General features: G+C 39.5%; 22 protein-coding genes. All 22 read right to left on the bottom strand.

The window, feature by feature from the left end:
• Positions 1-211 precede the first annotated feature (211 nt).
• Positions 212-1078, bottom strand: coding sequence for a 2-oxoacid:ferredoxin oxidoreductase subunit beta (locus ACFX4E_RS03955; protein WP_013058799.1), 867 nt, complete (start codon positions 1076-1078; stop codon positions 212-214).
• The gene (locus ACFX4E_RS03950) at positions 1065-2822 is read right to left on the bottom strand and encodes a 2-oxoacid:acceptor oxidoreductase subunit alpha (RefSeq protein WP_098331917.1); all 1758 of its coding nucleotides are present in this window, start codon (positions 2820-2822) and stop codon (positions 1065-1067) included. Before ACFX4E_RS03950 ends, ACFX4E_RS03955 begins: the two co-directional genes overlap by 14 nt.
• A gap of 17 nt (positions 2823-2839) precedes the next feature.
• Positions 2840-3016 carry a hypothetical protein gene (locus tag ACFX4E_RS03945; RefSeq protein WP_162871443.1) on the bottom strand — a complete coding sequence of 59 codons (177 nt, stop codon included), beginning with the start codon at positions 3014-3016 and terminating at the stop codon, positions 2840-2842.
• Between the two features lie 184 nt (positions 3017-3200).
• Positions 3201-4118: a dipeptidase gene (locus ACFX4E_RS03940; RefSeq protein WP_098526095.1), complete on the bottom strand. Its 918-nt coding sequence runs from the start codon at positions 4116-4118 to the stop codon at positions 3201-3203.
• A gap of 75 nt (positions 4119-4193) precedes the next feature.
• Complete coding sequence (gene spoVS, locus ACFX4E_RS03935; RefSeq protein WP_003181955.1) at positions 4194-4454, bottom strand: stage V sporulation protein SpoVS; 261 nt, start codon at positions 4452-4454, stop codon at positions 4194-4196.
• A gap of 223 nt (positions 4455-4677) precedes the next feature.
• On the bottom strand, positions 4678-5475 hold the full coding sequence (locus ACFX4E_RS03930) for a TIGR00282 family metallophosphoesterase (protein WP_025750269.1): 798 nt from the start codon (positions 5473-5475) through the stop codon (positions 4678-4680).
• An 81-nt stretch (positions 5476-5556) separates the two neighbouring features.
• Positions 5557-7116 carry a ribonuclease Y gene (gene rny, locus ACFX4E_RS03925; RefSeq protein WP_013058803.1) on the bottom strand — a complete coding sequence of 520 codons (1560 nt, stop codon included), beginning with the start codon at positions 7114-7116 and terminating at the stop codon, positions 5557-5559.
• A 280-nt stretch (positions 7117-7396) separates the two neighbouring features.
• On the bottom strand, positions 7397-8434 hold the full coding sequence (recA, locus tag ACFX4E_RS03920) for a recombinase RecA (protein WP_028410857.1): 1038 nt from the start codon (positions 8432-8434) through the stop codon (positions 7397-7399).
• 199 nt (positions 8435-8633) lie between these two features.
• Positions 8634-9875: a competence/damage-inducible protein A gene (locus ACFX4E_RS03915; protein WP_028410856.1), complete on the bottom strand. Its 1242-nt coding sequence runs from the start codon at positions 9873-9875 to the stop codon at positions 8634-8636.
• Between the two features lie 16 nt (positions 9876-9891).
• The gene (gene pgsA / locus ACFX4E_RS03910) at positions 9892-10476 is read right to left on the bottom strand and encodes a CDP-diacylglycerol--glycerol-3-phosphate 3-phosphatidyltransferase (protein WP_013058806.1); all 585 of its coding nucleotides are present in this window, start codon (positions 10474-10476) and stop codon (positions 9892-9894) included.
• Positions 10477-10620: 144 nt separating this feature from the next.
• The gene (locus ACFX4E_RS03905; RefSeq protein ID WP_223546233.1) at positions 10621-11604 is read right to left on the bottom strand and encodes a helix-turn-helix domain-containing protein; all 984 of its coding nucleotides are present in this window, start codon (positions 11602-11604) and stop codon (positions 10621-10623) included.
• Positions 11605-11616: 12 nt separating this feature from the next.
• Positions 11617-12408, bottom strand: coding sequence for a DUF3388 domain-containing protein (locus tag ACFX4E_RS03900; RefSeq protein WP_013058808.1), 792 nt, complete (start codon positions 12406-12408; stop codon positions 11617-11619).
• A gap of 213 nt (positions 12409-12621) precedes the next feature.
• The gene (locus ACFX4E_RS03895; RefSeq protein WP_028410855.1) at positions 12622-12882 is read right to left on the bottom strand and encodes a DUF3243 domain-containing protein; all 261 of its coding nucleotides are present in this window, start codon (positions 12880-12882) and stop codon (positions 12622-12624) included.
• A gap of 65 nt (positions 12883-12947) precedes the next feature.
• Positions 12948-13673: an elongation factor P 5-aminopentanone reductase gene (gene ymfI, locus ACFX4E_RS03890; RefSeq protein WP_334037595.1), complete on the bottom strand. Its 726-nt coding sequence runs from the start codon at positions 13671-13673 to the stop codon at positions 12948-12950.
• Between the two features lie 63 nt (positions 13674-13736).
• On the bottom strand, positions 13737-15020 hold the full coding sequence (yfmH, locus tag ACFX4E_RS03885) for an EF-P 5-aminopentanol modification-associated protein YfmH (RefSeq protein WP_025750276.1): 1284 nt from the start codon (positions 15018-15020) through the stop codon (positions 13737-13739).
• Positions 15007-16302: an EF-P 5-aminopentanol modification-associated protein YfmF gene (gene yfmF / locus ACFX4E_RS03880; RefSeq protein WP_013058812.1), complete on the bottom strand. Its 1296-nt coding sequence runs from the start codon at positions 16300-16302 to the stop codon at positions 15007-15009. Before yfmF ends, yfmH begins: the two co-directional genes overlap by 14 nt.
• A 258-nt stretch (positions 16303-16560) precedes the next feature.
• Positions 16561-17520 (bottom strand): ABC transporter permease, encoded by a 960-nt coding sequence (locus ACFX4E_RS03875; protein WP_028410853.1) that lies wholly within the window; start codon positions 17518-17520, stop codon positions 16561-16563.
• The gene (locus ACFX4E_RS03870; protein ID WP_014458483.1) at positions 17517-18578 is read right to left on the bottom strand and encodes an ABC transporter permease; all 1062 of its coding nucleotides are present in this window, start codon (positions 18576-18578) and stop codon (positions 17517-17519) included. Before ACFX4E_RS03870 ends, ACFX4E_RS03875 begins: the two co-directional genes overlap by 4 nt.
• Positions 18575-20104: an ABC transporter ATP-binding protein gene (locus ACFX4E_RS03865; protein ID WP_098965777.1), complete on the bottom strand. Its 1530-nt coding sequence runs from the start codon at positions 20102-20104 to the stop codon at positions 18575-18577. The genes ACFX4E_RS03870 and ACFX4E_RS03865 overlap by 4 nt, the downstream gene beginning before the upstream one ends.
• A gap of 119 nt (positions 20105-20223) precedes the next feature.
• Complete coding sequence (locus tag ACFX4E_RS03860; RefSeq protein WP_013058816.1) at positions 20224-21312, bottom strand: BMP family lipoprotein; 1089 nt, start codon at positions 21310-21312, stop codon at positions 20224-20226.
• A 134-nt stretch (positions 21313-21446) separates the two neighbouring features.
• Positions 21447-22172: a GntR family transcriptional regulator gene (locus ACFX4E_RS03855; protein WP_028410851.1), complete on the bottom strand. Its 726-nt coding sequence runs from the start codon at positions 22170-22172 to the stop codon at positions 21447-21449.
• Positions 22173-22529: 357 nt separating this feature from the next.
• The gene (locus ACFX4E_RS03850; protein WP_098249191.1) at positions 22530-24887 is read right to left on the bottom strand and encodes an FtsK/SpoIIIE family DNA translocase; all 2358 of its coding nucleotides are present in this window, start codon (positions 24885-24887) and stop codon (positions 22530-22532) included.
• Between the last annotated feature and the right edge of the window lie 84 nt (positions 24888-24971).

The following is a 24971-nucleotide window of genomic DNA, read 5'->3' as shown; positions in this document are numbered from 1 at the left end:
TCGCTTCCGCTCCCGCGAGTTCTCACCTATTTCCCTTTTCCCGCAAGGGCCTTCACCTTACTCTCCACTCAACAGCCAGAAGGCACCACCTATATGAAACCTACGTTCGCTATCACTATGAAAAAATCCGAACGAGTTGGATTCTCCATCAAGAATCTCAGTTCACCGTTCGGATTTTCCCTCTACTAAACTGCTTTTATTGCAGCCTCTTTTACATAAATTCAGCTACTAGCTCATCAAATTTTTCCTCAGTCATACCTAAGTCTGCTTTTGACAGCGGCTCTTCACTATAACCGTGAACAAGCTGCTGATACGACGGCTGATGCGCATTTTGATAAATAAGCCCTGTTACTAAGCCGTTATGCTCCATTAACGTCTGCATAGCTTGCATACGATTGTTTGCATCATAACCTTCAATTGTGCTAAGACTAGTTAGGTTTTCTTTAAACCAATCATACGTGTTCACTTTGTTATACGTTACGCACGGGCTAAATACGTTAATTAAAGAAAAACCTTTATGCTGGATGCCTTGTTCAATTAAGCTTGTTAACTCTTTTAAATTCGTTGAAAAGCTTTGCGCCACAAACGTTGCTCCAGAAGTTAACGCAAGCTCCATGACAGATAAAGACGACTCGATTGATCCTTCAGGCGTACTTTTTGTCTTGAATCCTACTTCACTGCGAGGAGATGTTTGTCCTTTTGTTAAACCATAGATTTGGTTATCCATTACGATATACGTTACATCGATGTTTCGGCGAATCGCATGTACCGTGTGTCCCATACCGATAGCGAACCCATCTCCATCACCGCCAGATGCGATAACGGTTAAGTCACGATTAGCCATTTTTACACCTTGAGCGATTGGAAGCGCACGCCCGTGAATACCATGAAAACCATATGAATTAATATAACCAGAGATACGTCCAGAACATCCAATACCTGAAATAACAGCAAGCTCATGAGGTTCTAAACCTACGTTAGCAGATGCGCGTTGAATGGCTGCTTGTACGGAGAAATCTCCACACCCCGGACACCAGTTAGGTTTTACACTGTTACGAAAATCTTTAAACGTTGCCATTTAACACAAACATCTCCTTACTTTTTGCGTATACTTCTTGCGGAAGAAATGGATTTCCATCGTACTTCAATACGCTTTGAATTTTATCATGACTTGCGATATTCATTTTTAAAATATTAGCAAGCTGTCCAGTAGCATTGTTTTCAACGACGACTACTTTTTTAGCTCCTTGTACGTAAGGAAGCAGTTCGTCAGCTGGGAAAGGATGAATTAAACGAATGTGAGCGTGATTTACTTTTATACCGTCCTGTTCCAAACGTTCCATTGCCTCTTCAATAACTCCACGCGTCGAATTAAATCCAACAAATAAAATATCAGACTCTTTTTCATGAGAGTGAACATGAATTGGCATATTAAAACGAATTCCTTTTGTTTTACGAAGACGCTTATTCATTTGATCATCGCGGTTCACCGGAGATTCAGATGGCTTTCCTGTCTCATCATGTTCTACTCCCGTTACGTGATGAATTCCATGCTTCATTCCTGGAATGACGCGTGGTGATACGCCATCTTCTGTTACGCGGTAGCGCTTGTAGTACTGTTTTTCTTCCAGCTCTTCTAGCTCTCCTTGCTGAAGCTTACCGCGGCGGATTTCAACGCGGTTATAGTCAAGCGGTTCTACTGATTGCTTCCCAAGTGAAAGCTGTAAATCCGTTAGCATAATAACTGGACACTGATATTCTTCTGCTAAGTTAAACGCTTCAATCGTATCGTAGAATGCTTCTTCAACCGTACTTGGCGCCATGACAATCTTCGGAATTTCACCGTGCGTACCGTAAATCATGGCCATTAAATCAGACTGTTCTTGCTTAGTTGGAAGCCCTGTACTTGGACCGCCGCGCTGCGTATCGATAATCACAACAGGCTGCTCAGTGATGCCCGCTAATCCAATCGACTCCATCATTAATGATAGGCCAGGTCCAGCTGATGCTGTCAGCGCACGTACGCCTGCATAGTTAGCTCCGATAGCCATCGTACATGCTGCGATTTCATCTTCTGTTTGAATAACGGTTCCACCGAATTGAGGAAGCTTTTTAATTAAGTATTCCATGATTTCCGAAGCAGGGGTAATTGGATATGCTGGCATAAAACGAGCCCCACCGGCTAAAGCGCCTAGCGCAATCGCATCGTTTCCAATCATAAACATACGTTTTTTACCATCCGCTGGATCTAGTTTCATGGTTTCTAATTGTTCGCCTAGCTGTTCACGAATGTAATCTGCACCTTTTTTAATAGCTTCCATGTTTTTTTGTACAACTTTTTGGCCCTTTTTACCGAAGATTTCAAGCACTACTTCTTCAAATACTTCTGTGTCAATATGAAGCACAGCACTCGAAGCGCCTACAGCAACCATGTTCTTCATTAGCGACGTTCCTAATTCCGTTGCAATTTCCGTAAACGGAACAGCATATAGCGTAGCAGTTGTACATGTTTCGGGCAGACTTGGGTTGAATTTCGCATCTGCAATTACAACGCCTCCTACGCGCAGCTCATGGACATTTACATCAATTGTTTCCTGATCGAACGCAACTAAAATATCCAAATCATCTGACACAGATCGAACCTGAGTTGTACTCACTCGGATCTTATTATTTGTATGTCCACCTTTGATACGAGAAGAAAAATGACGATAGCCGTATAAGTAATAACCTAATCGATTTAAAGCGGTTGAAAAGATTTCTCCCGTACTTTCGATTCCCTCACCCTGCTGTCCGCCAACTTTCCATGAAAGTTGCTGTACCATAAATCAACGCCACTCCTTTAATTGCTCATAATATAGAAATCTATTTTATTGATAAAAACTGAAAAAAGTAAATTAGCAAACGATTTCATTTGCTTCTGCATTTCACGAACCAAAATCATCTGCAAAACTCCCACAGCACCTTGTCGCTGTGCAGGATACGTTTCTGCTTGAGCAGCTCCATAATCCGTTTTCAATTTTATTCCGATTGCCAGAAAAATGCAACCCTTTCCATTGAATTCTCAATCGTTTTAATTATATTTATATTTAATGAATAAGATGAAGTTTTTTAATGATCTTTTCTGCCTTCACATGAGGCATTAGTATATAAATAACTTCTATAAAAAAGAGCTTTTCCAAGAAGAAAAAGCTCTTTTTTTATTAGTTGCATACACGATCAGCAAAGTTTTGAAACAGAAAACGTTTTACCTGCTCTTCAGTGTAATGCTTAAGGAGCTCTTCGATTAAATTCGTATACTGTTCATATCTTCCGAGACGATGAACCGTTTTGTCAATGCCGTCAAAGTCAGAGCCAAAACCAACGGCGTATTCGCCTCCTCTTTCACACATGTAATCAAGATGACGAATCACATCCGCTATTTGCGCTTTGGCAGAACTCGTTAAAAATTCAGGCACAAACGTAATGCCAATCACGCCGTTTCGCTTTATTAAAGCATGAATTTGATCGTCTCTTAAATTCCGGGGATGAGAACACAATACGTGCGAATTGGAATGAGTAGCCACTACATATTGCGCCAGCTCAATCACATCCCAAAAACCTCTTACCGATAAATGAGAGACATCCGTCCACACTTTATGTTCATTATTCAATTCAACAACTTCTCTTCCAAAAGAAGATAACCCCGCGCCTCGAGGTTCTAAAATCCCGTCACACACGGCATTGCTGTAATTCCATGTCAAACCTACTGAGCGTACACCCAGTGAAAAAAGCGTCTTTAAGCGAACTAAACTTGTATCAATGGCATCGCAGCCTTCAAGCGTCAGCATTGCTCCTATTTCACCTTTTTTCAAGCTATCTATATCGCGTTTTGAACGAACCCATTTCACACCGGGAAGCGATAAAATATGACTCTGAAACAGCTGGATCATTTCTAACGCAACGTCAAAGCGCTGAGCTGCGGGAACCGCTTCTGGAATATAAATAGCGAATAGCTGAACTTTCCCTTTTGCTTTTTTTATTCCTTCTAACGTCACATGCAGCGCTGAATCATATGTAAAAGATAAACGTTTATTTAACCAGAGTTTCATCAATACATCACAATGAGCATCAAATATCACAACCCACACCCCTTTAACTCTATACAAAAAGGACCTGTTTGGCTTCTATGCTTTACAGGTCCGTGGTTTTTATAATTATCGCGGCTCTACAATTAATTTAATGGCTGTTCGCTCTTCTCCATCAATTTGAATATCTGTAAAAGCTGGGATGCAGATTAAATCAACCCCACTTGGTGCAACGAACCCTCTTGCGATTGCTACAGCTTTTACTGCTTGATTAAGCGCCCCGGCCCCAATGGCTTGAATTTCTGCTGCGCCGCGTTCGCGCAGTACGCCTGCTAAGGCACCAGCAACTGAATTTGGATTAGACTTTGCTGAAACTTTTAATATTTCCATATCTAGCTCCTCCTTATTCTTTACAATGTATGATGAGAGATCATTAGACCAATGACTTAATTGATTTCAATGTTACTATATTCACGATATGTCAAACGTATTCCTGCTTGTTTTTCCTAAATATTCAAAAACTTATATTTCTACACCTTTCTTTTTTCTTTTTACGTTTTTGACAAAATAAAAAAGCCAACGTATCGTCTTTCGACACATTGACTTTTTCCCTTTACTCAAAAAACGGATGGTCTTCGTTAATTAAAATCCGCTCTGTTTTTGTTGCTTTCCCCGTCTTTTGATCAATATCAATAACGATTCCACTAAGCTGTGTTCTTCCTTCTTTTGGCACTTCAAATCGAACAGGAAGAGACGTTAAAAAACGCTTAATAACAGCTTCGCGCTCCATCCCTAAAATGCCGTCATATGGTCCCGTCATTCCTACGTCAGAGATGTAAGCTGTTCCTTTTGGCAATATACGATTGTCAGCTGTTTGAACGTGCGTATGAGTGCCGACAACAGCGCTGACACGACCGTCCACATACCAGCTAATCGCTTGCTTTTCACTTGTTGTTTCAGCATGAAAATCAATAAAAATAAGCGAAGTGCGCTGACGTGCTTCTTCAATCAGTTCATCTGCTTTTTGAAATGGACAATCAAGCGGGGCCATAAACGTGCGCCCTTGTAAATTAATCACGGCTACCTCAAGCTGATTATACGTAAAATACGTAATTCCCTTGCCCGGTGTACCTTCAGGAAAATTAGCAGGACGAACAAGATTTTTTGCATCGTCAATAAAATCAAAAATTTCACGTTTGTCCCACGCGTGGTTACCAAGGGTAATAATGTTAGCTCCTGCTTGCAAGAACTGACGATAAATCTTTTCAGTAATGCCTTTTCCTGAAGCTGCATTTTCTCCATTCACAATTGTAAGTCCCGGAGAGTATTTTCTTTTTAATCTTGGTAAATATTCTTCAACCATTTCACGGCCTGGAGAACCAACTACGTCTCCAATAAATAAAATTCTCATGTAAAAGCTCCTATACTTCATTCTTAATCTGCATCTTCATCTCTACGAAAAAAAATAAAGTGGCGAAACGCCACTTCATTTTTATTTTGCATACTCTACTGCTCTTGTTTCACGAATAACGGTTACTTTGATGTGGCCAGGATAATCCAGCTCATCTTCAATTCGTTTTCGGATATCTCGAGCAAGTCGATGCGCTTCTAGATCACCAATCGTATCTGGTTTCACCATAATACGAACTTCACGCCCTGCTTGAATCGCAAATGATTTTTCAACGCCTTCATAAGACTCTGAAATTTCTTCTAACTTTTCAAGACGACGAATGTAGTTTTCTAACGTCTCACTACGAGCACCTGGTCTTGCAGCAGATAATGCATCCGCTGCTGCAACTAGTACAGCAATGATTGATGTTGGCTCTGTATCTCCATGGTGAGAAGCAATCGCGTTAATAACAACCGGATGTTCTTTATACTTTGTAGCTAATTCAACACCGATTTCTACGTGACTTCCTTCTACCTCATGATCAATCGCTTTACCAATATCATGTAACAATCCTGCTCGTTTGGCTAACGTTTCATCTTCACCTAATTCAGCAGCCATAAGTCCTGATAAATGCGCTACTTCCATTGAATGTTTCAGCACATTTTGACCATAGCTTGTTCTGAATTTTAAGCGACCAAGAATTTTCATCAAGTCTGGGTGCAACCCGTGAACACCGACTTCAAACGTCGTTTGTTCACCAACTTCACGAATATATTCGTCCACTTCACGGCGAGATTTTTCAACCATTTCTTCAATACGCGCGGGATGGATACGACCATCTTGAACGAGTTTATCAAGTGCAATTCTTGCTGTCTCACGACGAATCGGGTCAAATCCTGATAAAATAACTGCTTCTGGCGTATCATCAATAATAAGATCAATTCCTGTCAAAGTTTCAAGCGTACGGATGTTTCGACCTTCTCGACCGATAATTCGGCCTTTCATTTCGTCATTCGGCAAGTTAACAACTGAGACAGTCGTTTCAGCAACATGATCTGCTGCGCAACGCTGAATAGCAAGTGAAAGAATTTCTTTCGCCTTTTTATCGGCGTCTTCTTTTGCACGGTTTTCTGTTTCTTTTACCATTATTGCAATGTCGTGGGAAAGTTCATTTTCAACACGATCTAAAATAATCGCTCTTGCATCTTCTCTTGTTAAGCTTGAAATGCGCTCTAGCTCTGTTTGCTGTGCACGTACTACTTCTTCAACTTTGCTTTCCATCTCTTCAATATGCTGTTGTTTAACAGTAAGAGAATCATCTTTCTTTTCAAGTAACGCTTCACGTTTATCAAGTGATTCGTCTTTACGATCAAGATTTTCCTCTTTTTGCATTAATCGATTTTCTTGTTTTTGAAGTTCTGCTCGACGATCACGAATATCTTGTTCTGCCTCTGTACGAAGCTGATGGATTTCATCCTTCGCTTCTAGTAAAGCTTCTTTTTTCAAAGCTTCCGCCTCGCGGGTTCCTTCATCAATAATTTGTTCTGCACTAGACTTTGCTCCCGCAATTTTAGCTTCAGCAATCGATTTACAAACAAAAAAGCCAACAACTGCACCGACGATTAGGCCAAGCAAAGCGAAGATGATTGTATTAGTATCCATCATTTCACCTCCCCTTGCTATAAACTTGTAAGTTTTAAATTTCATGTCGGCATGTACATCGTATTCACCTTTCAATATACACACAAAGGCTTTTAAACGCTAAAATGTTTTAAAAAGGGAAAATATACATCTTAATTGTAAATCTGTGCATTTTTATTGTCAAGCCTGCCTCTACAGTATATATTGAAATTTCGTATGTTACTTTTCTAGCATTAACAATTTTTACAAAAAAAAGACCCCTTCTTTGAAATAGAGGAGTCTTTTTTTATCTCGCAGCAAATTAAATATTTAAATCGCTTTGATCGTCATCCTCAGGAGCTGGCTCTCCATCTTGATCTAAACCATGATGTTCACGCACTTGTCCCGCAATTTCCTGACGAATATCAGTATTTTCTTTTAAGAATTGTTTTGCATTTTCACGACCTTGACCTAGACGCTCGTCATTATATGAATACCAAGATCCACTTTTTTGAACAATATCTAGTTCAGAAGCGATATCCAAAATTTCTCCCTCTTTTGAAATACCTTCTCCGTACATAATATCTACTTCAGCAGCACGGAAAGGCGGAGCTACTTTGTTTTTCACAACTTTAATTCTTGTTTTGTTACCTACAATATCGTTTCCTTGCTTTAACTGCTCTGCACGACGCACTTCTAGACGCACTGAAGAATAGAATTTAAGCGCACGTCCACCAGGAGTTGTTTCAGGATTGCCAAACATAACGCCGACTTTTTCACGAATTTGGTTAATAAAGATAGCGATTGTTTTAGACTTGTTGATAGCTCCAGATAGTTTACGCAATGCTTGAGACATTAAACGAGCTTGTAGACCCACGTGAGAGTCTCCCATTTCTCCTTCAATTTCCGCTTTTGGCACTAATGCTGCTACTGAGTCAACAACAATAATATCTACTGCACCGCTTCGAACTAAAGCTTCAGCGATTTCTAAAGCTTGTTCTCCCGTATCAGGCTGAGATAATAATAGCTCATCAATATTCACACCTAATTTTTGAGCATATACAGGATCTAACGCGTGCTCCGCATCGATAAATGCAGCCTGTCCGCCCTGCTGTTGAACTTCTGCAATCGCATGAAGAGCAACTGTTGTTTTACCTGAGCTTTCTGGACCGTATACTTCAACTACACGTCCACGTGGATATCCACCTACACCTAAAGCTATATCTAACGCTAATGAACCACTTGGAATCGTAGAAATTCTTTTTTCCGTTTGTTCACCTAATTTCATAATTGAACCTTTACCAAATTGCTTTTCAATTTGTTTTAAAGCCATATCAAGGGCTGCTTGACGATCGTTCACTCAATTTCCTCCTCTATCTCTTTGAAATCATCTATAAACTGCAAACTTACTACGATGTAGTAGCAATGTCGAATTAACAACTTTCTATAACTTACTATACTAGTTTTTGAGTCGTTTGACAAGCAAAAAGCGAATAAATGTTCGTTTATTATTTTATAAAAAAAAGGCTGTTTTGGAAAAACCAAACAGCCTTTTTTCTTTATTTCTTTATCATCTTTAATACGTAATGACAGCCATAATTAACCGTTCGTGAACGAATCCCCTGGCGGCTTCCGGATAGCTGCAGGCTGTAAACTTGAGGAGCTTGATCTTTATAGGCTACCCCTATATATACTGTTCCTACAGGATGTCCTTCTTGTTTGGAGGGTCCAGCTACACCTGTAAACCCGATGCCAATATCCGTTTTGTATAACTGTTGAATACGCTGAGCCATTTCAGCCGCGCACTGCTCGCTAACGGCTCCGTACTGATTCAACGTGTGTTCGCTCACTCCGAGAATATTTTGCTTGATTTCATAATGATAGGCGACCAGGCTACCTTTTACAACTTCTCCAGCACCTGAAACAGTTGTTAAACGTTCGCTGAATAAACCGCCGGTTAAACTTTCGGCTGAAGCAATCGTTAATCCTTGTGCCGTTAATTCTTTTACCAATTCATTATGTAAAGAAGTTGCTTCGTATCCATATAAATACTCGCCTACGCGCTCTGAAATGGTTTTTTCCACTTCGTCTAACATGCGCTGTGCTTCAGCAGCATCAGCGTGCTTAGCAGTTAAGCGAAGCGTCACTTCCCCATCTCCTGCTAGCGGTGCAATCGTCGGGTTGGTTTGTGCATCAAGCAAATCTTCAATTTCCGTCTCAAGCTGTGATTCTCCTATTCCGAAAAAGCGAAGAACGCGTGATTCAATACTTTCTTTTAATTCAAGCTTTTGAGCTAAAAATTCTTGACCATACGATTCATACATTGGATAAAGCTCTTTTGGAGGCCCTGGAAATAGCATATAGTGTTTTCCCTCTACTGTAAGCCCCATACCTGGAGCCATTCCGTAATCGTTAGGGAGCACTGCCGAACCTTCTAGCACAATTGCCTGTTTTTTATTGTTAGGTGTCATGATACGATTTGACTGTTTGAAATAGGCTTCAATACTTTCAAGGGCTTCTGCATTTGTTGTCAGCTCTACTCCTAGCACACTCGCAATTGTTTCTTTTGTTAAATCATCTTTTGTAGGACCAAGCCCGCCTGTGAAAATAATTAACTCCGCACGCGTTTGAGCTGTAGCAATCACTTCTTTTAAGCGCTGTGCATTATCTCCTACTACCGTATGATAGTAAACATTAATTCCAAGTTCGGCTAATTTTTTCGATAAATACTGAGCGTTTGTATTGGCAATTTGTCCAAGCAGCAGCTCAGAGCCGACTCCAATAATTTCAGCGTTCATCATATCATCTCCATCTTACTTATTTTGAGTTAACAAAAGCCTGTTTGTTTTTAGCAAAGTAGTCCCAGCCTGAAATAACCGTAAAAATCACTGAGATCCAAAGCATTACGCTAGCAAATGGAATGGAAACCCATTCAAAAGGCAAGTTATACAACAGAATAGCTGAAATAGCTAAAATTTGAGTCCATGTTTTAATTTTACCTAACATATTTGCTGCTACAACTTCCCCTTCCCCTGCTAGTACAAGTCTTAAACCTGTGATAGCAAATTCACGGCTAATAATGATGATAGCAGCCCATCCTGCACCTGCAATTAAATCTAAGTCAACAATAGCTACAAGCGCAGCTGAAACCAATAGCTTGTCTGCTAGTGGATCTAAAAATTTGCCCAAGTTCGTGACTAAATCGTACTTTCGAGCATAGTATCCGTCTATCCAGTCTGTTGTAGATGCAATAATAAATAATGCTGCCCCTAATAGGTGAGCGATCGGGATCTCTTTTCCTGCTGCCTCCACTGTACCGAATGGTAGCGGCACCATCATAAAAATGAGGAATACGGGAATTAGAAAAATTCGCGAAATGGTAATCTTGTTTGGTAAATTCACTTCTTCTGCCTCCAATTACTGTTACAAACTGAAAGCGTGCAAACGAAGTTGTTTGCACGGCTTTGGTTTTATTATAGCGTGAATGAGTAATTAATTCACATATTATCTTTATTTACACCCTGATCACTTTTTAAAACAGGCTGTTTACTGTGCTTCTGCCGGCTGATATTGAATCGTTACAACTTGTCGAACTTGCTTGGATGAATCAAACGGCAAGTCAACCGCTTTTCCATTTACTTTTAACTCTACTCCAGGTGAATAACCGATGTTGACACGAGCTTCAGTTTCTTTCGTCAAATCAAATTCTTTTGTTTCACCTTTTTTTAGAATGGAGCTAAAGAAGGCATTCCCTTTTCCATTTTTCACATCTAACCAAGTATCTGCTTGAGTGGATGTTACTTCTAGATTAAATGCATCTGTACCGGAAAGAGCATACGTAGCACTTCTGCCTGTTTTTTGAACTTCCTTGTATTCTTGTTTACCGCTGTCTTTCTTTTCTTTTTCCGCTTTTTCTTTCTCAGCTTTTTCTTTTGCGGCTTTTTCTTTTTCAGCTTTTTCTTTTTCTTGTTCTTTCTTATCAGCAGCACTTTGTTCATCTTCTGACTTGCTATTGTCATTTTTTGCAGTAGTTTCATTCGTTTCTTCCTGCGTGTTAGACTGCTGAACTTCACTGTTTGGAGCTTCTTGGTTAGCCTGCTCCTTGTTTTTATCCGAGACGATATTTTGAGCGATTACCCAAATAATAATCCCAACAACTACAACTCCCGCCACCACTAGAACAGTTGGAAGGTAGTCATATGCTTTTGAAACTCCTTTTGTATGCTGAGGAATTTCTTTGCGGCTGCGAACGCGCGAAAGCTGCTGCGGCATGTCTTCTGTTTGAGTTGAAGGAATGTCTGATTTGTATTCTTCAAAGATAGCATCTGTGTCCAACCCAATTGCTTCGCAGTATTGCTTAATAAACGCTCGTACGTAAAATTTCCCAGGCATAACCTCATAATTGCCTTCTTCAATGCCAAGTAAATAGCGTTTTTGAATTTTCGTTAGTTTTTGTAAATCCTCTAACGACAATCCTTTGCTTTCTCGTTCTTGTCTTAACCTTTGTCCTAACTCTGTCAATGCTAACACCTACCAATTATGCTAAAAATCAAACATCGATAATCCACCGTCTTGAAACATTTGAGGACCTTCCATTATTTCATATGTAATTTTCTCATTGGGGTCGTTTCTTATTTCAATAATGTAGGCAAAATCATCTAACGAATACTCGGTATTTTGTACAAATACATCCGGATGCTCCACAATTTTTGTCGCGGGTACATTCATTACTTCTCGAACAAGCTGCCAGTGCTTTTCATTCGCTCGTTTTGTCGATACAATCCCGTCAATAATAAAAATATTATCAGCGTTGTATTCGTCAGCAATAAGCTGACTGCGAATCGTTTGTTTTAAGAGTGTAGAAGACACAAAAAGCCACCTTTTGTTCGCACATACGCTAGCTGCTACAATGGATTCGGTTTTGCCTACTCGCGGCATACCTCGAATGCCGATAAGCTTATGACCGTCTTGTTTAAACAGTTCCGCCATAAAATCTACGAGCAAACCTAATTCATCTCTTACGAAACGGAACGTCTTTTTATCATCTGCGTCCCGCTGAATATAGCGACCGTGACGCACTGCTAACTTGTCACGCAATTTAGGCGGTCTCATTTTTGTCACAATGATATTATCCATTGTTTTCAAAATAGATTCAAGCCTGTCTATTTGCTCATGTGAATCACAGCGCAGCAATAATCCACGGCGAATATCATCCACTCCATTAATTGTGACAATATTAATTGACAACATTCCAAGAAGCGATGAAATATCACCTAAAAGACCTGGACGATTTTTTTGTATTTGATATTCTAAATACCACTCAATTTTCTCCATCAAACCCCTCCCATTTCTTGGCTGGCCTTCGAGAGGTGCCCCCTTTTTTTCACCTAGTTTAACTATAAATGATTTCCATTATATTATAAACCCTAAAGACAAGTAGTTCTACATTTGTTATGTATGTAAGCGCTTATTTATTTGTACTATTTAATTCTAAGAAAAAAGGAGCTTTCACACGCGGTGAATTAGCTCCTTTTTAGAAACGATAACTTATTTTACTGATCCGTTATTTTGAACTAATTTCACCATGCTGCTCGCAATCGCATGCTGCTCTTCTTTAGAAGCAACACTCCAAAGGTCTGCTAAAATTCGCTCTTGATCATTTTTTGCATCAACTTGGTTTGCTAAATATCCACCAATTTGATAAGCAAGATCATGAATAACTTCTTCTTGCATTCCTTCGTTTTGCGCATGATGTAAACGGTCGCCTAAAAAATCTTTCCAGCTATCCCAGCTTTCTAATACTGACATGAGTAGCCCTCCTTAAGGTTTATTCATATCATAGTTTGTACCGTGTTTTTGATTTTATGCACACTTTATATGTACCAACCGCCATTAACCGATAATATTTGTCCCGTTATGTAGGAAGCTCGTGAAGATATTAAATATGAAACGGCATCTGCCACTTCTTTTGGATATCCTATTCTTCCTAAAGGGATCTCTTCAGCCAGCTCTTTAACCTCTTCTTTTGAATAGCTGGCCATCATATCCGTTTCAATCGCTCCGGGGGCAACTCCATTTACTCGAACCCCACTTAGTGCAACCTCTTTTGCCAAAGCTTTTACAAACGTATTTTGTGCACCTTTTACCATGGAATAAAGGACTTCAAATGAAGCTCCTGTAAGTCCCCAAATGGAAGAAATCATGATGATTTGTCCGCTTTTAGCACTAATCATTTTAGGTAATAAAGCTTTGGTAATAACAAAGGGAGCCGTGATGTGAAGATAGATCATTTCTTCAGTTTCTTTTGCCGGAGTATCTGTCATTAACCCGCTAACGCTTCGTCCGCTGTTATGAATAATAACTTCTACCGGAACAATAATTTCCTCTAAAAACTTCTCCACTCCCTCTTTGCATGATAAATCCGCTTGTACCGTAAACACGGTTTTTACCTTTTCCGCAAGCTCATGTGCAAGCGCCTCTATTCTGTCTCTTCGTTGATGGTAATGCAAAATAAGCGAATATCCTTCCTTAGCCAATTGCTTGGCAATCGCTGTGCCAATTCCTCCGCTTGCACCTGTCACAAGGGCAAATTTCTCCATAACCTTCTCTCCTTTACATGCAAAAAAGCTGATGAACATCAGCTTTTTTGGCAACAATCATCTTTATTTAGGTACTACTTCACAAACCGTAAAGTTCTTTTCATCAATAATCTCGTTTAGCACATCTTTTATTTCGTTCACCTTCAGTTTTTCCAGCGTTTCAACAATATCAAATAAATTCATATCATTAAATGCATAGCGTGTAAACTGATTAGCTATAAACTCAGGTGAGTTTAATGAACGTAAAAACCCGCCGATTTTCTTTTTACGGATACGCTCAAGTTCTTCTTCTGTTAGTGATTTTGTTTTCATTTCAAGTAAAATTTGTTTAACTCGATCATACAGCTGCTCCGGTTGGTCCGTATCTCCTCCGATAAGAGCAAAACCAAATCCTCTTTCCTCCGTATAATCATAAGCAAATGTTTCATCAATGAGCCCGTCTGCATATAACTCCTCATAGTACGAAGAGCTTTTACCAAATGCGTAATCTAAAATAATATTCATTGCTAACTCATATTTAAGCATTTCTCCACCTGAACGCTGCGGGTTTTTCGCTTTTAGACCCACCATACATTTAGAAGACTGCACCGGCATTTTTAGTACTTGTTTTTCTTGATCCACCGTTTCAGGCTCTTCGTCAAAATGACGCTGTATGTCAGAGATTTCTTTATAATCTTTTTTCTGCTGATTGTCTCGAACTTGCTTCATTACCTTTTCCGCATCAACAGGACCTACAATGAACAACAGCATGTTGCTTGGATGGTAGAATGTTTCATAGCATGTATACAGCAAATCTTTATTAATATGTGAAATCGATTCAATCGTGCCGGCAATATCAATTTTAACAGGGTGGTTTTTGTACATATTTTGAATGGTGCCAAAATACAAGCGCCAGTCCGGATTGTCGTCATACATTGTAATTTCTTGACCGATAATGCCTTTTTCTTTTTCGACCGTTTTTTCTGAGAAGTACGGCTCTTGTACAAAGTCCACTAATGTTTCAAGGTTTTCTTCAAAATTTGACGTACAGCTGAATAAGTAAGCTGTGCGGGTAAAAGAAGTAAATGCATTGGCCGAAGCGCCTTGTTTACTAAACTGCTGAAAGACATCCCCGTCTTCTTTTTCAAATAATTTATGCTCTAAAAAGTGTGCGATTCCGTCCGGAACTTTTGTCATTTCATTTTCATTTAGCGGTACGAATTGATTGTCAATCGATCCGTAGTTCGTTGTAAAGGTAGCAAACGTTTTGTTAAACTCCGGCTTTGGCAAAATATATACCTGTAGCCCGTTATCCATTTTTTCATGATACAGCTGTTCCTGAAGCTGCGAAAATTCAATTTTCTCCATTTTCTTCACCGCCCGTTCCTGTTAAGAAATAAATTGTATCCATTTCAATTTTCTCAGCCACTTTAATAATTTCCTGCTTAGATACCGCATCAATATGCTTTAAGTATTCGTCAATTGAAATGTCTTTGCCTGTTAATTCATTATGATACATAACCTCTACTAGTCCTCGTGGAGTATCCACCGTTTCAAGCAGCTGATTGTGAATGACGGCTTTTGTTTGAGCGATTTCGCCGTCTGTGAACGACCCTTGCTTCATCTCCTGCATTTGTTCTTTAATAATGGTCACGGCTTGGTCGTAATTTTTAGCATCAATACCCGACATCACCATCAGTAACCCCTTATGACTTTCTACCCTTGAAGCGGCATAATAGGCTAAGCTTGCTTTTTCACGCACATTGATAAATAGCTTAGAATGTGAGAAACCTCCGAATATACCGTTAAATACTTGCAGAGCAAAATACTGCCTATCTCCGTATACAACATTTGTGCGGTAGCCAATATTTAATTTCCCTTGTTTTACTTCTTGTTTTTCCACTACTTCATTTACTTTTGAGATATCTTTAGACGTAATAGAATCTTCAATGTCTTTTTGCTCGCGCTTTGGTAACGTAAATGTTTCTTTTACTGTTTGTAAAACCTCTTCGACTTGCAAATCTCCAATAGCATAAAGGTGAATGGCATCTTCTTTTAACACCTGCTGATAATAGGCGTACAAACTTTCACCTGTAATTTCTTCCACGTCGTCAATTTGACCGTTTACATGTAAAGAGTAAGGTTCTTCTTTACACATTTCTTCAACTAGTCTTAAATTAGCATAGCGCATTTTATCATCAAATACGGCTTGAATTCTCTGACGAAGCGAACGCTTTTCTTTTGTCATAATATCCTTTAAAAAAGAGTCCCCTTCAACTGCAGGCTTTAATAAAATATCGCCAAGAAGCGCTAACGCTTTTTGCAAAAGCGGAGTTGAATCTTTCAAATATTTTTCGTTCGCTATATCAATGCGAATCGTAATATCGTGGTTATCACCTTTTTTTGTTAAGTCTACTTGTAAAGTAGCACCATAAAGCTCATCTAAATATGTACGAAGCTTTGTCGTAGACGGCAGCGACTCGGTAGCGCTTTGAAGCACATAAGGTAAAAGGGCACGCATTGTCACCGTTTTCTTATCTAAAGGGGCATTTAGTTTTAAAATGAACGTGTTTGTTTTATACTTAGCTGTTTGAATGGTATGAACAGTCAATCCTTCTAGTTCATGTTTTTGTTCAGTCAATAATTTCATATATAAACCTCCTTTTAAATTTTGATGTATTAACTAGACAATACTTCTATTTTGAATCTTTAACGCTAATTTTAGTCTTATAACCACTATATCGAATTCAAGGAAACATTTTCAAGTAACTTGCCGCGCGCTTCCTCATTTCTTTTCATATTCTTTCTCTCAATGAAAAAAAGGCGGAGAAAAGAATATGATTTCTTTGTCTCCACCTTCTATATTTATCCAAATTTAGTCATTGTTAGACCTTATATAGTGGATTTATTAGCGGCGGCCTTTTTCGTAAGGAACGCCTAGCGCTTTAGGAGCCTCAGCACGTCCTACAAAACCAGTAAGTGCTAAGATTGTTAATACGTACGGTGCAATAGTTAAAAGGACGGATGGGATATCTTGAATAACCGGAATCTGAGCTCCCGTGATACTCAAAGACTGTGCTAATCCGAAAAACATGGCTGCACCTAAAGCACCAATAGGATGCCATTTCCCAAAAATCATAGCTGCAATAGCAAGGAACCCTTGTCCAGCAATCGTTCCTGCTGCAAAGTTTGTAGCGATAGACGTAGCATACACGGCTCCGCCGATTCCAGCGAACATGCCAGAAATCATAACCCCCACGTAACGCATTCTCACAACTTTGATCCCCATTGTGTCTGCTGCCATTGGGTGTTCACCAACTGAACGAAGACGAAGACCAAACGGCGTTTTATAAATGATGTACCATACAGCAAAAGCTAGCACAATTGCAATATAAGACGTAATAGGAACATTCGAAAACAGAATTTTACCGATTACTGGAATGTCTGATAGACCTGGAATACTTACTTTATCGATACGGAATTGGATAAAATCTGTTTGTCCTTTCCCAAAAATCTTTTTGATTAAAAAGATTGAAAGACCCGCAGCTAGAAAATTCAGCGCTACCCCGCTTACAGTTTGATCTGCTTTTAATGTAATACTTGCAACAGCATGAATCAGCGAGAACACAGCGCAAACAACAGCCGCAATTACTATCGCTACCCACGGGGCCCAAGCACCTAATGAATCCTGAAGTAAAAGGGTTGAAACAATACCTGTGAACGCGCCAAACATCATCAGCCCTTCTAATCCAATGTTCACGACCCCGGAACGTTCACTAAATATCCCTCCGAGCGCGGTAAAGATCAGCGGTGCAGCTGAATAAAGCGCCGCTGGAATAATAATGGCTAACACCTCTAAGAAGTTCATTTTGCTCCCCCCTTGCCTGCACGGCCAAGCACCCAGCGAATTAAATAACTAGATGCAACAAAAAAGATAATAAGCGCAATGACAATTTGAATTAATTCAGACGGTACGCCTGTCATAAAGTTCATTTGAGGAGCCGCAGTTTGCAATCCTCCGAAAAAGAATGAAGCTAATAAAATTCCAATTGCACTGTTAGCTCCTAAAAGGGCTACGGCGATACCGTCAAATCCCGTACCTGTAAACGCAGTGAATGTACCCATATACTGAAATGTTCCAAGCCCTTCCATTGCCCCGGCAAGCCCGGCAAAAGCGCCTGAAATCGCCATGGATAACACAATGTTTCGGCCTACATTCATTCCTGCATACTGTGAAGCATGTTGATTAAAACCAACAGCTCTTAGCTCGAAGCCCTTAGCTGTTTTATTCAAAATAAACCACATTACGACGGCTGCAGCGATGGTAATAAGAATGCCGTAATGAAGGCGAGAGTTATTGGTTAACTGTGCTAAAAAGCTTGATGCTAAAGATGCCGATTCTTTAATATCATACGATTTTTCATTACCCGCGTATAAATACGTACGGATTAAGCTGCTCGTTGTATAAAGGGCAATATAGTTCATCATGATGGAAACAATTACTTCATGAACATGAAATTTTGCTTTTAAAAACCCTGGAATAAACGCCCAAACTGCTCCAGCTGCAGCTGCTGCTAATACAGCTAAAGGAATATGAATGACTGCTGGTAAATCAAAAGCATACCCAACCCATACTGAAGCCAACCAGCCAACTAAAAGCTGTCCTTCTACTCCAATGTTAAAGAGACCGGTTTTATAAGCAAACGCAACCGCAATACCAGCCAGAGCAAGAGGAGTCATGGCACGAATCGTTTCTCCAATGGCTTTTGGCGTTCCAAACATCCCGTCAAAAAGAGATTGATAGCCAAGCATCGGATCATAGCCGCCTAGTAACATAATAACCGCTCCGGCAATGAGTCCTAATATGGCCGATACAACAGGAATCAAAATCATCATTACACGTTCATTTTTCACAAGTTTATTCATGCTGTTCCACCCGCTTTCTCACGCGTACCGCCTGCCATTAATAATCCTAACTCTTGTTCATTGGTTTCTTTTGGATCTACAATGTCGACTATTTCCCCTTCATAAATAACCGCAATGCGATCGCTTAGATTCATTACTTCATCTAGTTCTAGCGAAACGAGCAGCACTGCCCGTCCTTTATCTCGTTCTTCAATCAGCTTTTTATGAATAAATTCAATGGCTCCTACATCAAGCCCCCTCGTTGGCTGAGCTGCAATTAATAGTTCCGGACTGCGGTCTACTTCACGGGCAATAATGGCTTTTTGCTGATTTCCGCCCGATAGCGACCGCGCTTGCGTATATTCACTAGGCGTTCGCACATCATATTCTGCAATTAACTCTTTTGCTTTTTTATACAGCTCTTTATAATTCAAAATACCTGATTTAGACATCGGCTTTTGATAATACGTTTGAAGACCGATATTTTCACCAATTGTATAATCTAATACCAGTCCGTGCTTATGGCGATCCTGCGGAATATGTCCTACTCCTGACTCCGTAATTTTACGAGTGGATAACGTAGACAGCTCTTGATTTTTTAATGTGATCGAACCCGACTTTATTTTTCTCAGACCCGTAATTGCCTCAATCAGCTCTGTTTGACCATTTCCATCTACACCCGCGATGCCTACAATTTCGCCTGCTCGAACGCTTAGATTAAGTGAACTTACAGCCTCTACTCCTCGGCTGTCTTCTACTACTAATTCTTTTATTGTTAACACAGCTTCTGTTGGAGTCGCTGTTTTCTTTTCAGTTTTAAAATGAACTTCTCTTCCTACCATTAAAGCGGCAAGTTCATCAGGGTTCGTTTCTTGCACATTTACCGTGCCAACTCCCACACCTTTTCGAATAATTGTACAGCGGTCGCACACTGACATAATTTCTTTTAATTTATGCGTAATTAAAATAATTGACTTTCCTTCTTGAATTAACTTTTTCATAATTTGAATTAATTCCGTAATTTCTTGAGGTGTTAAGGCGGCAGTAGGTTCATCAAAAATAAGAATATCGGCTCCTCTGTAAAGCGTTTTTAAAATTTCCACTCGCTGCTGCATGCCAACTGAGATATCTTGAATCTTCGCATATGGATCTACCGATAATCCATATTGATTTGAAAGCTCTTGAATATCTTGAGCTGCTTTTTTAATGTTGATTTTCCCCGTTCGCGTCGGTTCGTTCCCAAGAATAATATTTTCTGTTACTGTAAAGTTTTGAACAAGCATGAAGTGCTGATGAACCATTCCAATTCCTAAGTCGTTCGCTACGTTAGGGTCCGTGATTTTGACTTCTTGGCCGTTTACACGAATCTGCCCTTTTTCAGGCTGATAAAGTCCAAATAAAACGTTCATCAGCGTTGACTTACCTGCACCATTTTCCCCTAACAAAGCATGAATTTCTCCCTTTTTCACTTGGAGTGTAATATTGTCATTAGCGACAATACCGGGAAACTCTTTGCGAATATCTAGCATTTCAATAACATATTCCACTGCTTTCACTCCCTATTCCTGCCTGCTACAGGATTCTGTCTTCGGTTTTTTGGCTATGAAAAAGGCTAGTTTTCACTAGCCTTTTATACTCATATAATCATTGCTTAACAGACGTCAGCTTATTTTTTTAGCGTTTTTTCAAACTCTTTAAATTCTTTATCCGTTTGAGGCACTGTAATGTCACCGTCTAGAATCTTTTGCTTATACTCATCAACTGCTTTTAACGCATCTTTACTTACATTATCTTGTGATGGGGCAATTCCTACTCCGTCTTCTTTTAAGCCAAACACAACTTCTTTACCACCTGGGAATTTATCGTCCATTGCTTTTTTTGCAACATCTTCTACAGCCAAGTCAACGCGTTTAACCATCGACGTTAACGTTACGTTTTCAGGCATACCTTCTTCATGCTGATCGCGGTCAACTCCAATTACCCAAACCTTTTTATCCTTACCGCCTTTTGAACGGTTTTTAGCTTCTGTAAATACGCCGTTTCCAGTACCGCCAGCCGCTTGATAAATAATATCGGCTCCTTTGCTGTAAATAGTAGAAGCAATAGCTGAACCTTTTTCTGGAGAGTTAAAACTTTCTGCGTATTGAGAGATAACTTCAGCATCTGGGTTTACAGATTTAACACCTGCTTTAAATCCGTTTTCAAACTTCTTGATTAATGGAGATTCAACACCTCCGATAAAGCCGATTTTGTTCGTTTTCGTTTGTTTAGCTGCTACTACACCTACTAAGAAAGAGCCTTGCTCTTCTTTAAATAGAATGCTTGCCACGTTATCTAAGTTCTCTGACTTTAGCGTATCGTCTACTAATGCAAAGTTAGCGTCTGGATACTGCTTTGCTGCTTTTTTAATATCTTCTTTTAACAAAAAGCCAATTCCATACGTCAAGTTGTAGCCACTCTCAGCAAATTTAGAAAGATTGCTCTCGTATTCAGACGCTTTTGTAGACTGCAAATACTTATATCCAGTCCCTTCATCAAGTCCGTTATCTTTCCCAAACTTTGTCAGACCTTCCCAAGCAGATTGGTTAAACGATTTATCGTCTACCCCGCCCGTATCTGTTACCATTCCCACTTTAAAATCTGCCGCTTTTTTATCTCCGCCGCTCTTACCTGCGTCGTCTGAGCCACACGCACTTAAAAGTGTTCCTGCCGCTAATACTAGTGATAATGCAAGTCCCGTTTTACGTTTTAACATGTTTTAACCCCCTGAATAGTTTTAAAAGTATAAAGCCAATTTTCTATTTCGTCCTTGTGACCTACATTTGACACCTCCTTAAAAGGACAATGTTAAACAGTTGGAAATTTTCTGACATTTAACCACAAAAAAAACTAGACGCGTTTACGCAGTACTTGGAAACTAAATTGATCTGCTTTAAAATAATTGATGGAATATAAAATGGGTTCATCATGCTGGTCATAATGCATTTGTTTCAGTACAAGCAACGCGGTTTCTGGCTCGCATTGTAAAATAGGAGAAACTTTTTCATGATAGCCTAGAGGCTCAATGTTTGCCACGGCGTATGCAATGTGCTTTCCTGCTTGTTTTTCAAGAATTTCTAGCAAAGACTCTTGTTTATATTCAAAATTTTCAGGCAATATTCTTTGAGGAACCTTGTCCATGCAATATACAACCGGCTCTCCGTTTGCCGTTCTCACCCGTTCAACAAATAAAATCTGTTCGTCTTCCCCGCATGCAAAACGTGTTAAATCATTTTCAGACAACTCTTGTATTTGAGAAGATAAGAAGATTGTTCCAGCCTTCATACCGGCTTGTTCAATCATATGTGTTATACTATTTAGTTGCTCAATCCCTGACAAAAAAGTAGGCTTCGTGTTGACAAATGTTCCCACGCCGTGTCTGCGAACAATAATATTCTCTTCTTCTAGTATGCGAAGTGCCTCACGTAGCGTTGCGCGGCTAACCCCTAGCTGCTTTGATAAATCAAACTCTGAAGGGAGTCTTTCCTTTTCTTTAAAAATTCCTTTTTCTATATTTTGTTTAATTTTATCAATCACTTGTAAATACAAGTGCCGATTATCCGCACGTATAGACATCACTCTTCCTCCATATTAAAAAGTCATCAGACCTCTGATGTTCGACTACTTAATCGAAAATAATATATCATTTTTCGACAGATAAATAAATAGGTTATATTAATTTTTTATTAAAATTTTTAATATTTTTTTAAAAAAATGAATTTTTGTTATTTTTTAATGTCAGCATACCTAACAACCTGCTTTTCTTCTAATATTAGATAAAAACCAAACATTTTAGTCATTAAATTTTTTAATATTCGTTTTTATTTCATTTATTTAGCATGACATATTTTTGTATGATACTATTCTTCCTCTCTGTCGTTTCATAAAAAAGATGACTTGCACATATGCAAGTCATCTTTTCTAGTAACATTATTAAGATCCAACATCCTCATTCTGCTGAGAAATCAGGACGGAACGCGGCTTACTTCCTTCATAAGGTCCCACCACTCCACGCTCTTCCATTGCATCGATTAAGCGCGCAGCCCGGTTATAGCCAATTCGAAAGCGTCGCTGCAGCATAGAAACAGAAGCTGTTTGCATTTCTGCTACAAGCTGTACCGCTTCGTCATATAGCTCATCTGCAAAATCATCAACTTGTTCAGGAGCATCGGTTGGAATCATTTCTTCTTGATACTGCGCTTTTTGCTGTGCAATTACAAAATCAACAATCTCTTCTACTTCTTCATCTGATAAAAAGGCACCTTGCACACGCACAGGTTTTGAAGCTCCAACAGGCATGAACAGCATATCTCCTCTTCCTAGAAGCTTTTCAGCTCCTCCCATATCTAAGATCGTACGAGAGTCAGTTTGTGAAGATACACTAAAAGCGATTCGGGAAGGAATGTTAGCTTTAATAACTCCCGTAATAACATCTACTGATGGTCGCTGTGTAGCAATAATCAAATGAATGCCGGCAGCACGAGCCATTTGAGCAAGACGTGTGATCGAATCTTCTACATCAGATGAAGCAACCATCATCAAGTCAGCCAACTCATCGACAATCACCACAATATAAGGAAGAGTCGGCTGTTTTGCATCGGCGTCTCCATCGTCATTCATACGTTTTACTAAATCGTTATATCCTTCAATGTTTCTCGTTCCGCTGTGTGAAAACAGCTCATAACGTCGCTCCATTTCATTTACAACTTTCTTTAAGGCTTGAGAAGCTTTTTTCGGATCCGTTACAACAGGAGCCAATAAATGCGGAATACCATTGTACATATTGAGCTCAACCATTTTAGGGTCAATCATCATTAATTTTACTTCATGAGGCTTTGTCCTCATTAAAATACTAATAATAATACCGTTGATACATACACTTTTTCCGCTTCCGGTTGCCCCTGCTACAAGCATATGAGGCATTTTATTAAGCTCTGCTAGCACAGCTTCACCTGAAATATCTCTTCCTAAACCAACTAATAGCTTTTTATCCGGTCGGTTATTTTCAGTTGCTTCAAGTACTTCTCTAAGTGAAACCATCGCTACTTCTTCATTCGGCACTTCAATTCCTACCGCTGATTTCCCGGGAATTGGAGCTTCAATCCGAATATCTTTGGCAGCTAATGCAAGTGCTAGATCATCACTTAAATTAACAATCTTACTTACTTTTACTCCTACATCAGGATATACTTCATATTTTGTAACAGCTGGTCCAAGGTGAACTTTTGCCACTTTTGCTTTTACGCCGAAGCTTTGAAACGTTTTTTCAAGTTTTTCGGCATTTTTATAAATGTTTTTATGCTCTTTTGCCTGGTTGCTTTTCTTTGGCATCGTTAATAGCTTGATAGGAGGAAGCTCATACTCTTTATTTTCCGTTTCAGTAAATGTAATCATAGGAGCTTTTTCTTCTTCCTGTTCCTTTTGCGGCCTTGGCTGTTGCGGTGCAGCAGCTACAGGCTTCGATTCCACAACCGGCGGCACCGGAGCTATAGGAGCAGCAGGAGGTTGACTAGACTCTTCCTCTCCGTAGTCAAAGTGTTCAATAATTGGAGGCGAAGGTGCTTCTACTTCTATGTCCATGCTTTCTTCAGGCTCTTGAACAGCTTTTTCTTGGCGTCTCTTTTTTGTTGTTTTGGGAGCTTTTTTCTTTTTATGTTTCCACGTCTGAATATCTTGCCAGCCTTCTTTTAACTCCGTTGTTAAAAAATTCACTAGAGGTGACAAAAGTTTTAATACCGTTTCGTGAAGCGAACGTCCGGTAATAAGCAGTACTCCAATCACAATAAGCAAGGCAGCGATAAGTTCTGTTCCTAAGCTATCAAATAGATAGTAGAACATGGCAAACATAATAGCTCCTATCATCCCTCCGCCTAAATCACTGTGATTCGATTGGCCCGTTGCTTCGAGCATATACAAATCCCACGTGTTCATAATGACAGACGGATCTGTAAACGTTCCGTTTTTTGATAAATTTTCAAATAACGTAACATGACTAAACAGTAAAATAGATAAAATAATGAGATATGTACCGATAAGCTGCCGCGTCACTAAAGGAGGCATTTCCCTTTTCCAAATAATATAAACAGATAGAATAGCCATTCCGATTAAACACAGCATATACCATTCGCCAATAAATAAGCGGACCACTAGTACAAGGGCCTGTCCTACAGCACCAAGTCCTGCCATGGCAATTAACGTTAATGCTAATAAAAATAAGCCAATAAGCTCAAAGCGCAATATGCGTTTCCATTCATCCTTTTTTATTTGACCTCTTCGTTTTTTCTTTGCCATTTTTCCACTCCAATCAACGTCCAACGCTCTATGTTGATTTTGTTTCTTTTATCAGTTGAATAAAAAAGCAGCCAATACAGCGGC

Source organism: Priestia sp. YIM B13491 (assembly GCF_042787605.1).
GTDB classification, from domain to species: Bacteria; Bacillota; Bacilli; order Bacillales; family Bacillaceae_H; genus Priestia; species Priestia megaterium_E.
Note: the sequence above shows the minus strand (reverse complement) of the source record. Positions and strands in the feature narration are given on the sequence as shown.

Excerpts from the sequence above, each read along its gene's own strand:
- ACFX4E_RS03930 (WP_025750269.1), bottom strand. The coding sequence starts at position 5,475 with ATGAGAATTTTATTTATTGGAGACGTAGTTGGTTCTCCAGGCCGTGAA.
- ACFX4E_RS03860 (WP_013058816.1), bottom strand. The coding sequence starts at position 21,312 with ATGTTAAAACGTAAAACGGGACTTGCATTATCACTAGTATTAGCGGCA.
- ACFX4E_RS03875 (WP_028410853.1), bottom strand. The coding sequence starts at position 17,520 with ATGAACTTCTTAGAGGTGTTAGCCATTATTATTCCAGCGGCGCTTTAT.
- ymfI (WP_334037595.1), bottom strand. The coding sequence starts at position 13,673 with ATGGAGAAATTTGCCCTTGTGACAGGTGCAAGCGGAGGAATTGGCACA.
- ACFX4E_RS03850 (WP_098249191.1), bottom strand. The coding sequence starts at position 24,887 with ATGGCAAAGAAAAAACGAAGAGGTCAAATAAAAAAGGATGAATGGAAA.
- ACFX4E_RS03900 (WP_013058808.1), bottom strand. The coding sequence starts at position 12,408 with ATGGAGAAAATTGAGTGGTATTTAGAATATCAAATACAAAAAAATCGT.
- yfmH (WP_025750276.1), bottom strand. The coding sequence starts at position 15,020 with ATGGAGAAAATTGAATTTTCGCAGCTTCAGGAACAGCTGTATCATGAA.
- ACFX4E_RS03855 (WP_028410851.1), bottom strand. The coding sequence starts at position 22,172 with ATGTCTATACGTGCGGATAATCGGCACTTGTATTTACAAGTGATTGAT.
- ACFX4E_RS03915 (WP_028410856.1), bottom strand. The coding sequence starts at position 9,875 with ATGATGAACGCTGAAATTATTGGAGTCGGCTCTGAGCTGCTGCTTGGA.
- ACFX4E_RS03895 (WP_028410855.1), bottom strand. The coding sequence starts at position 12,882 with ATGTCAGTATTAGAAAGCTGGGATAGCTGGAAAGATTTTTTAGGCGAC.
- ACFX4E_RS03870 (WP_014458483.1), bottom strand. The coding sequence starts at position 18,578 with ATGAATAAACTTGTGAAAAATGAACGTGTAATGATGATTTTGATTCCT.
- rny (WP_013058803.1), bottom strand. The coding sequence starts at position 7,116 with ATGGATACTAATACAATCATCTTCGCTTTGCTTGGCCTAATCGTCGGT.
- ACFX4E_RS03955 (WP_013058799.1), bottom strand. The coding sequence starts at position 1,078 with ATGGCAACGTTTAAAGATTTTCGTAACAGTGTAAAACCTAACTGGTGT.
- ACFX4E_RS03950 (WP_098331917.1), bottom strand. The coding sequence starts at position 2,822 with ATGGTACAGCAACTTTCATGGAAAGTTGGCGGACAGCAGGGTGAGGGA.
- spoVS (WP_003181955.1), bottom strand. The coding sequence starts at position 4,454 with ATGGAAATATTAAAAGTTTCAGCAAAGTCTAATCCAAATTCAGTTGCT.
- yfmF (WP_013058812.1), bottom strand. The coding sequence starts at position 16,302 with ATGAAATTATTGACTGAACAAAAACATGAACTAGAAGGATTGACTGTT.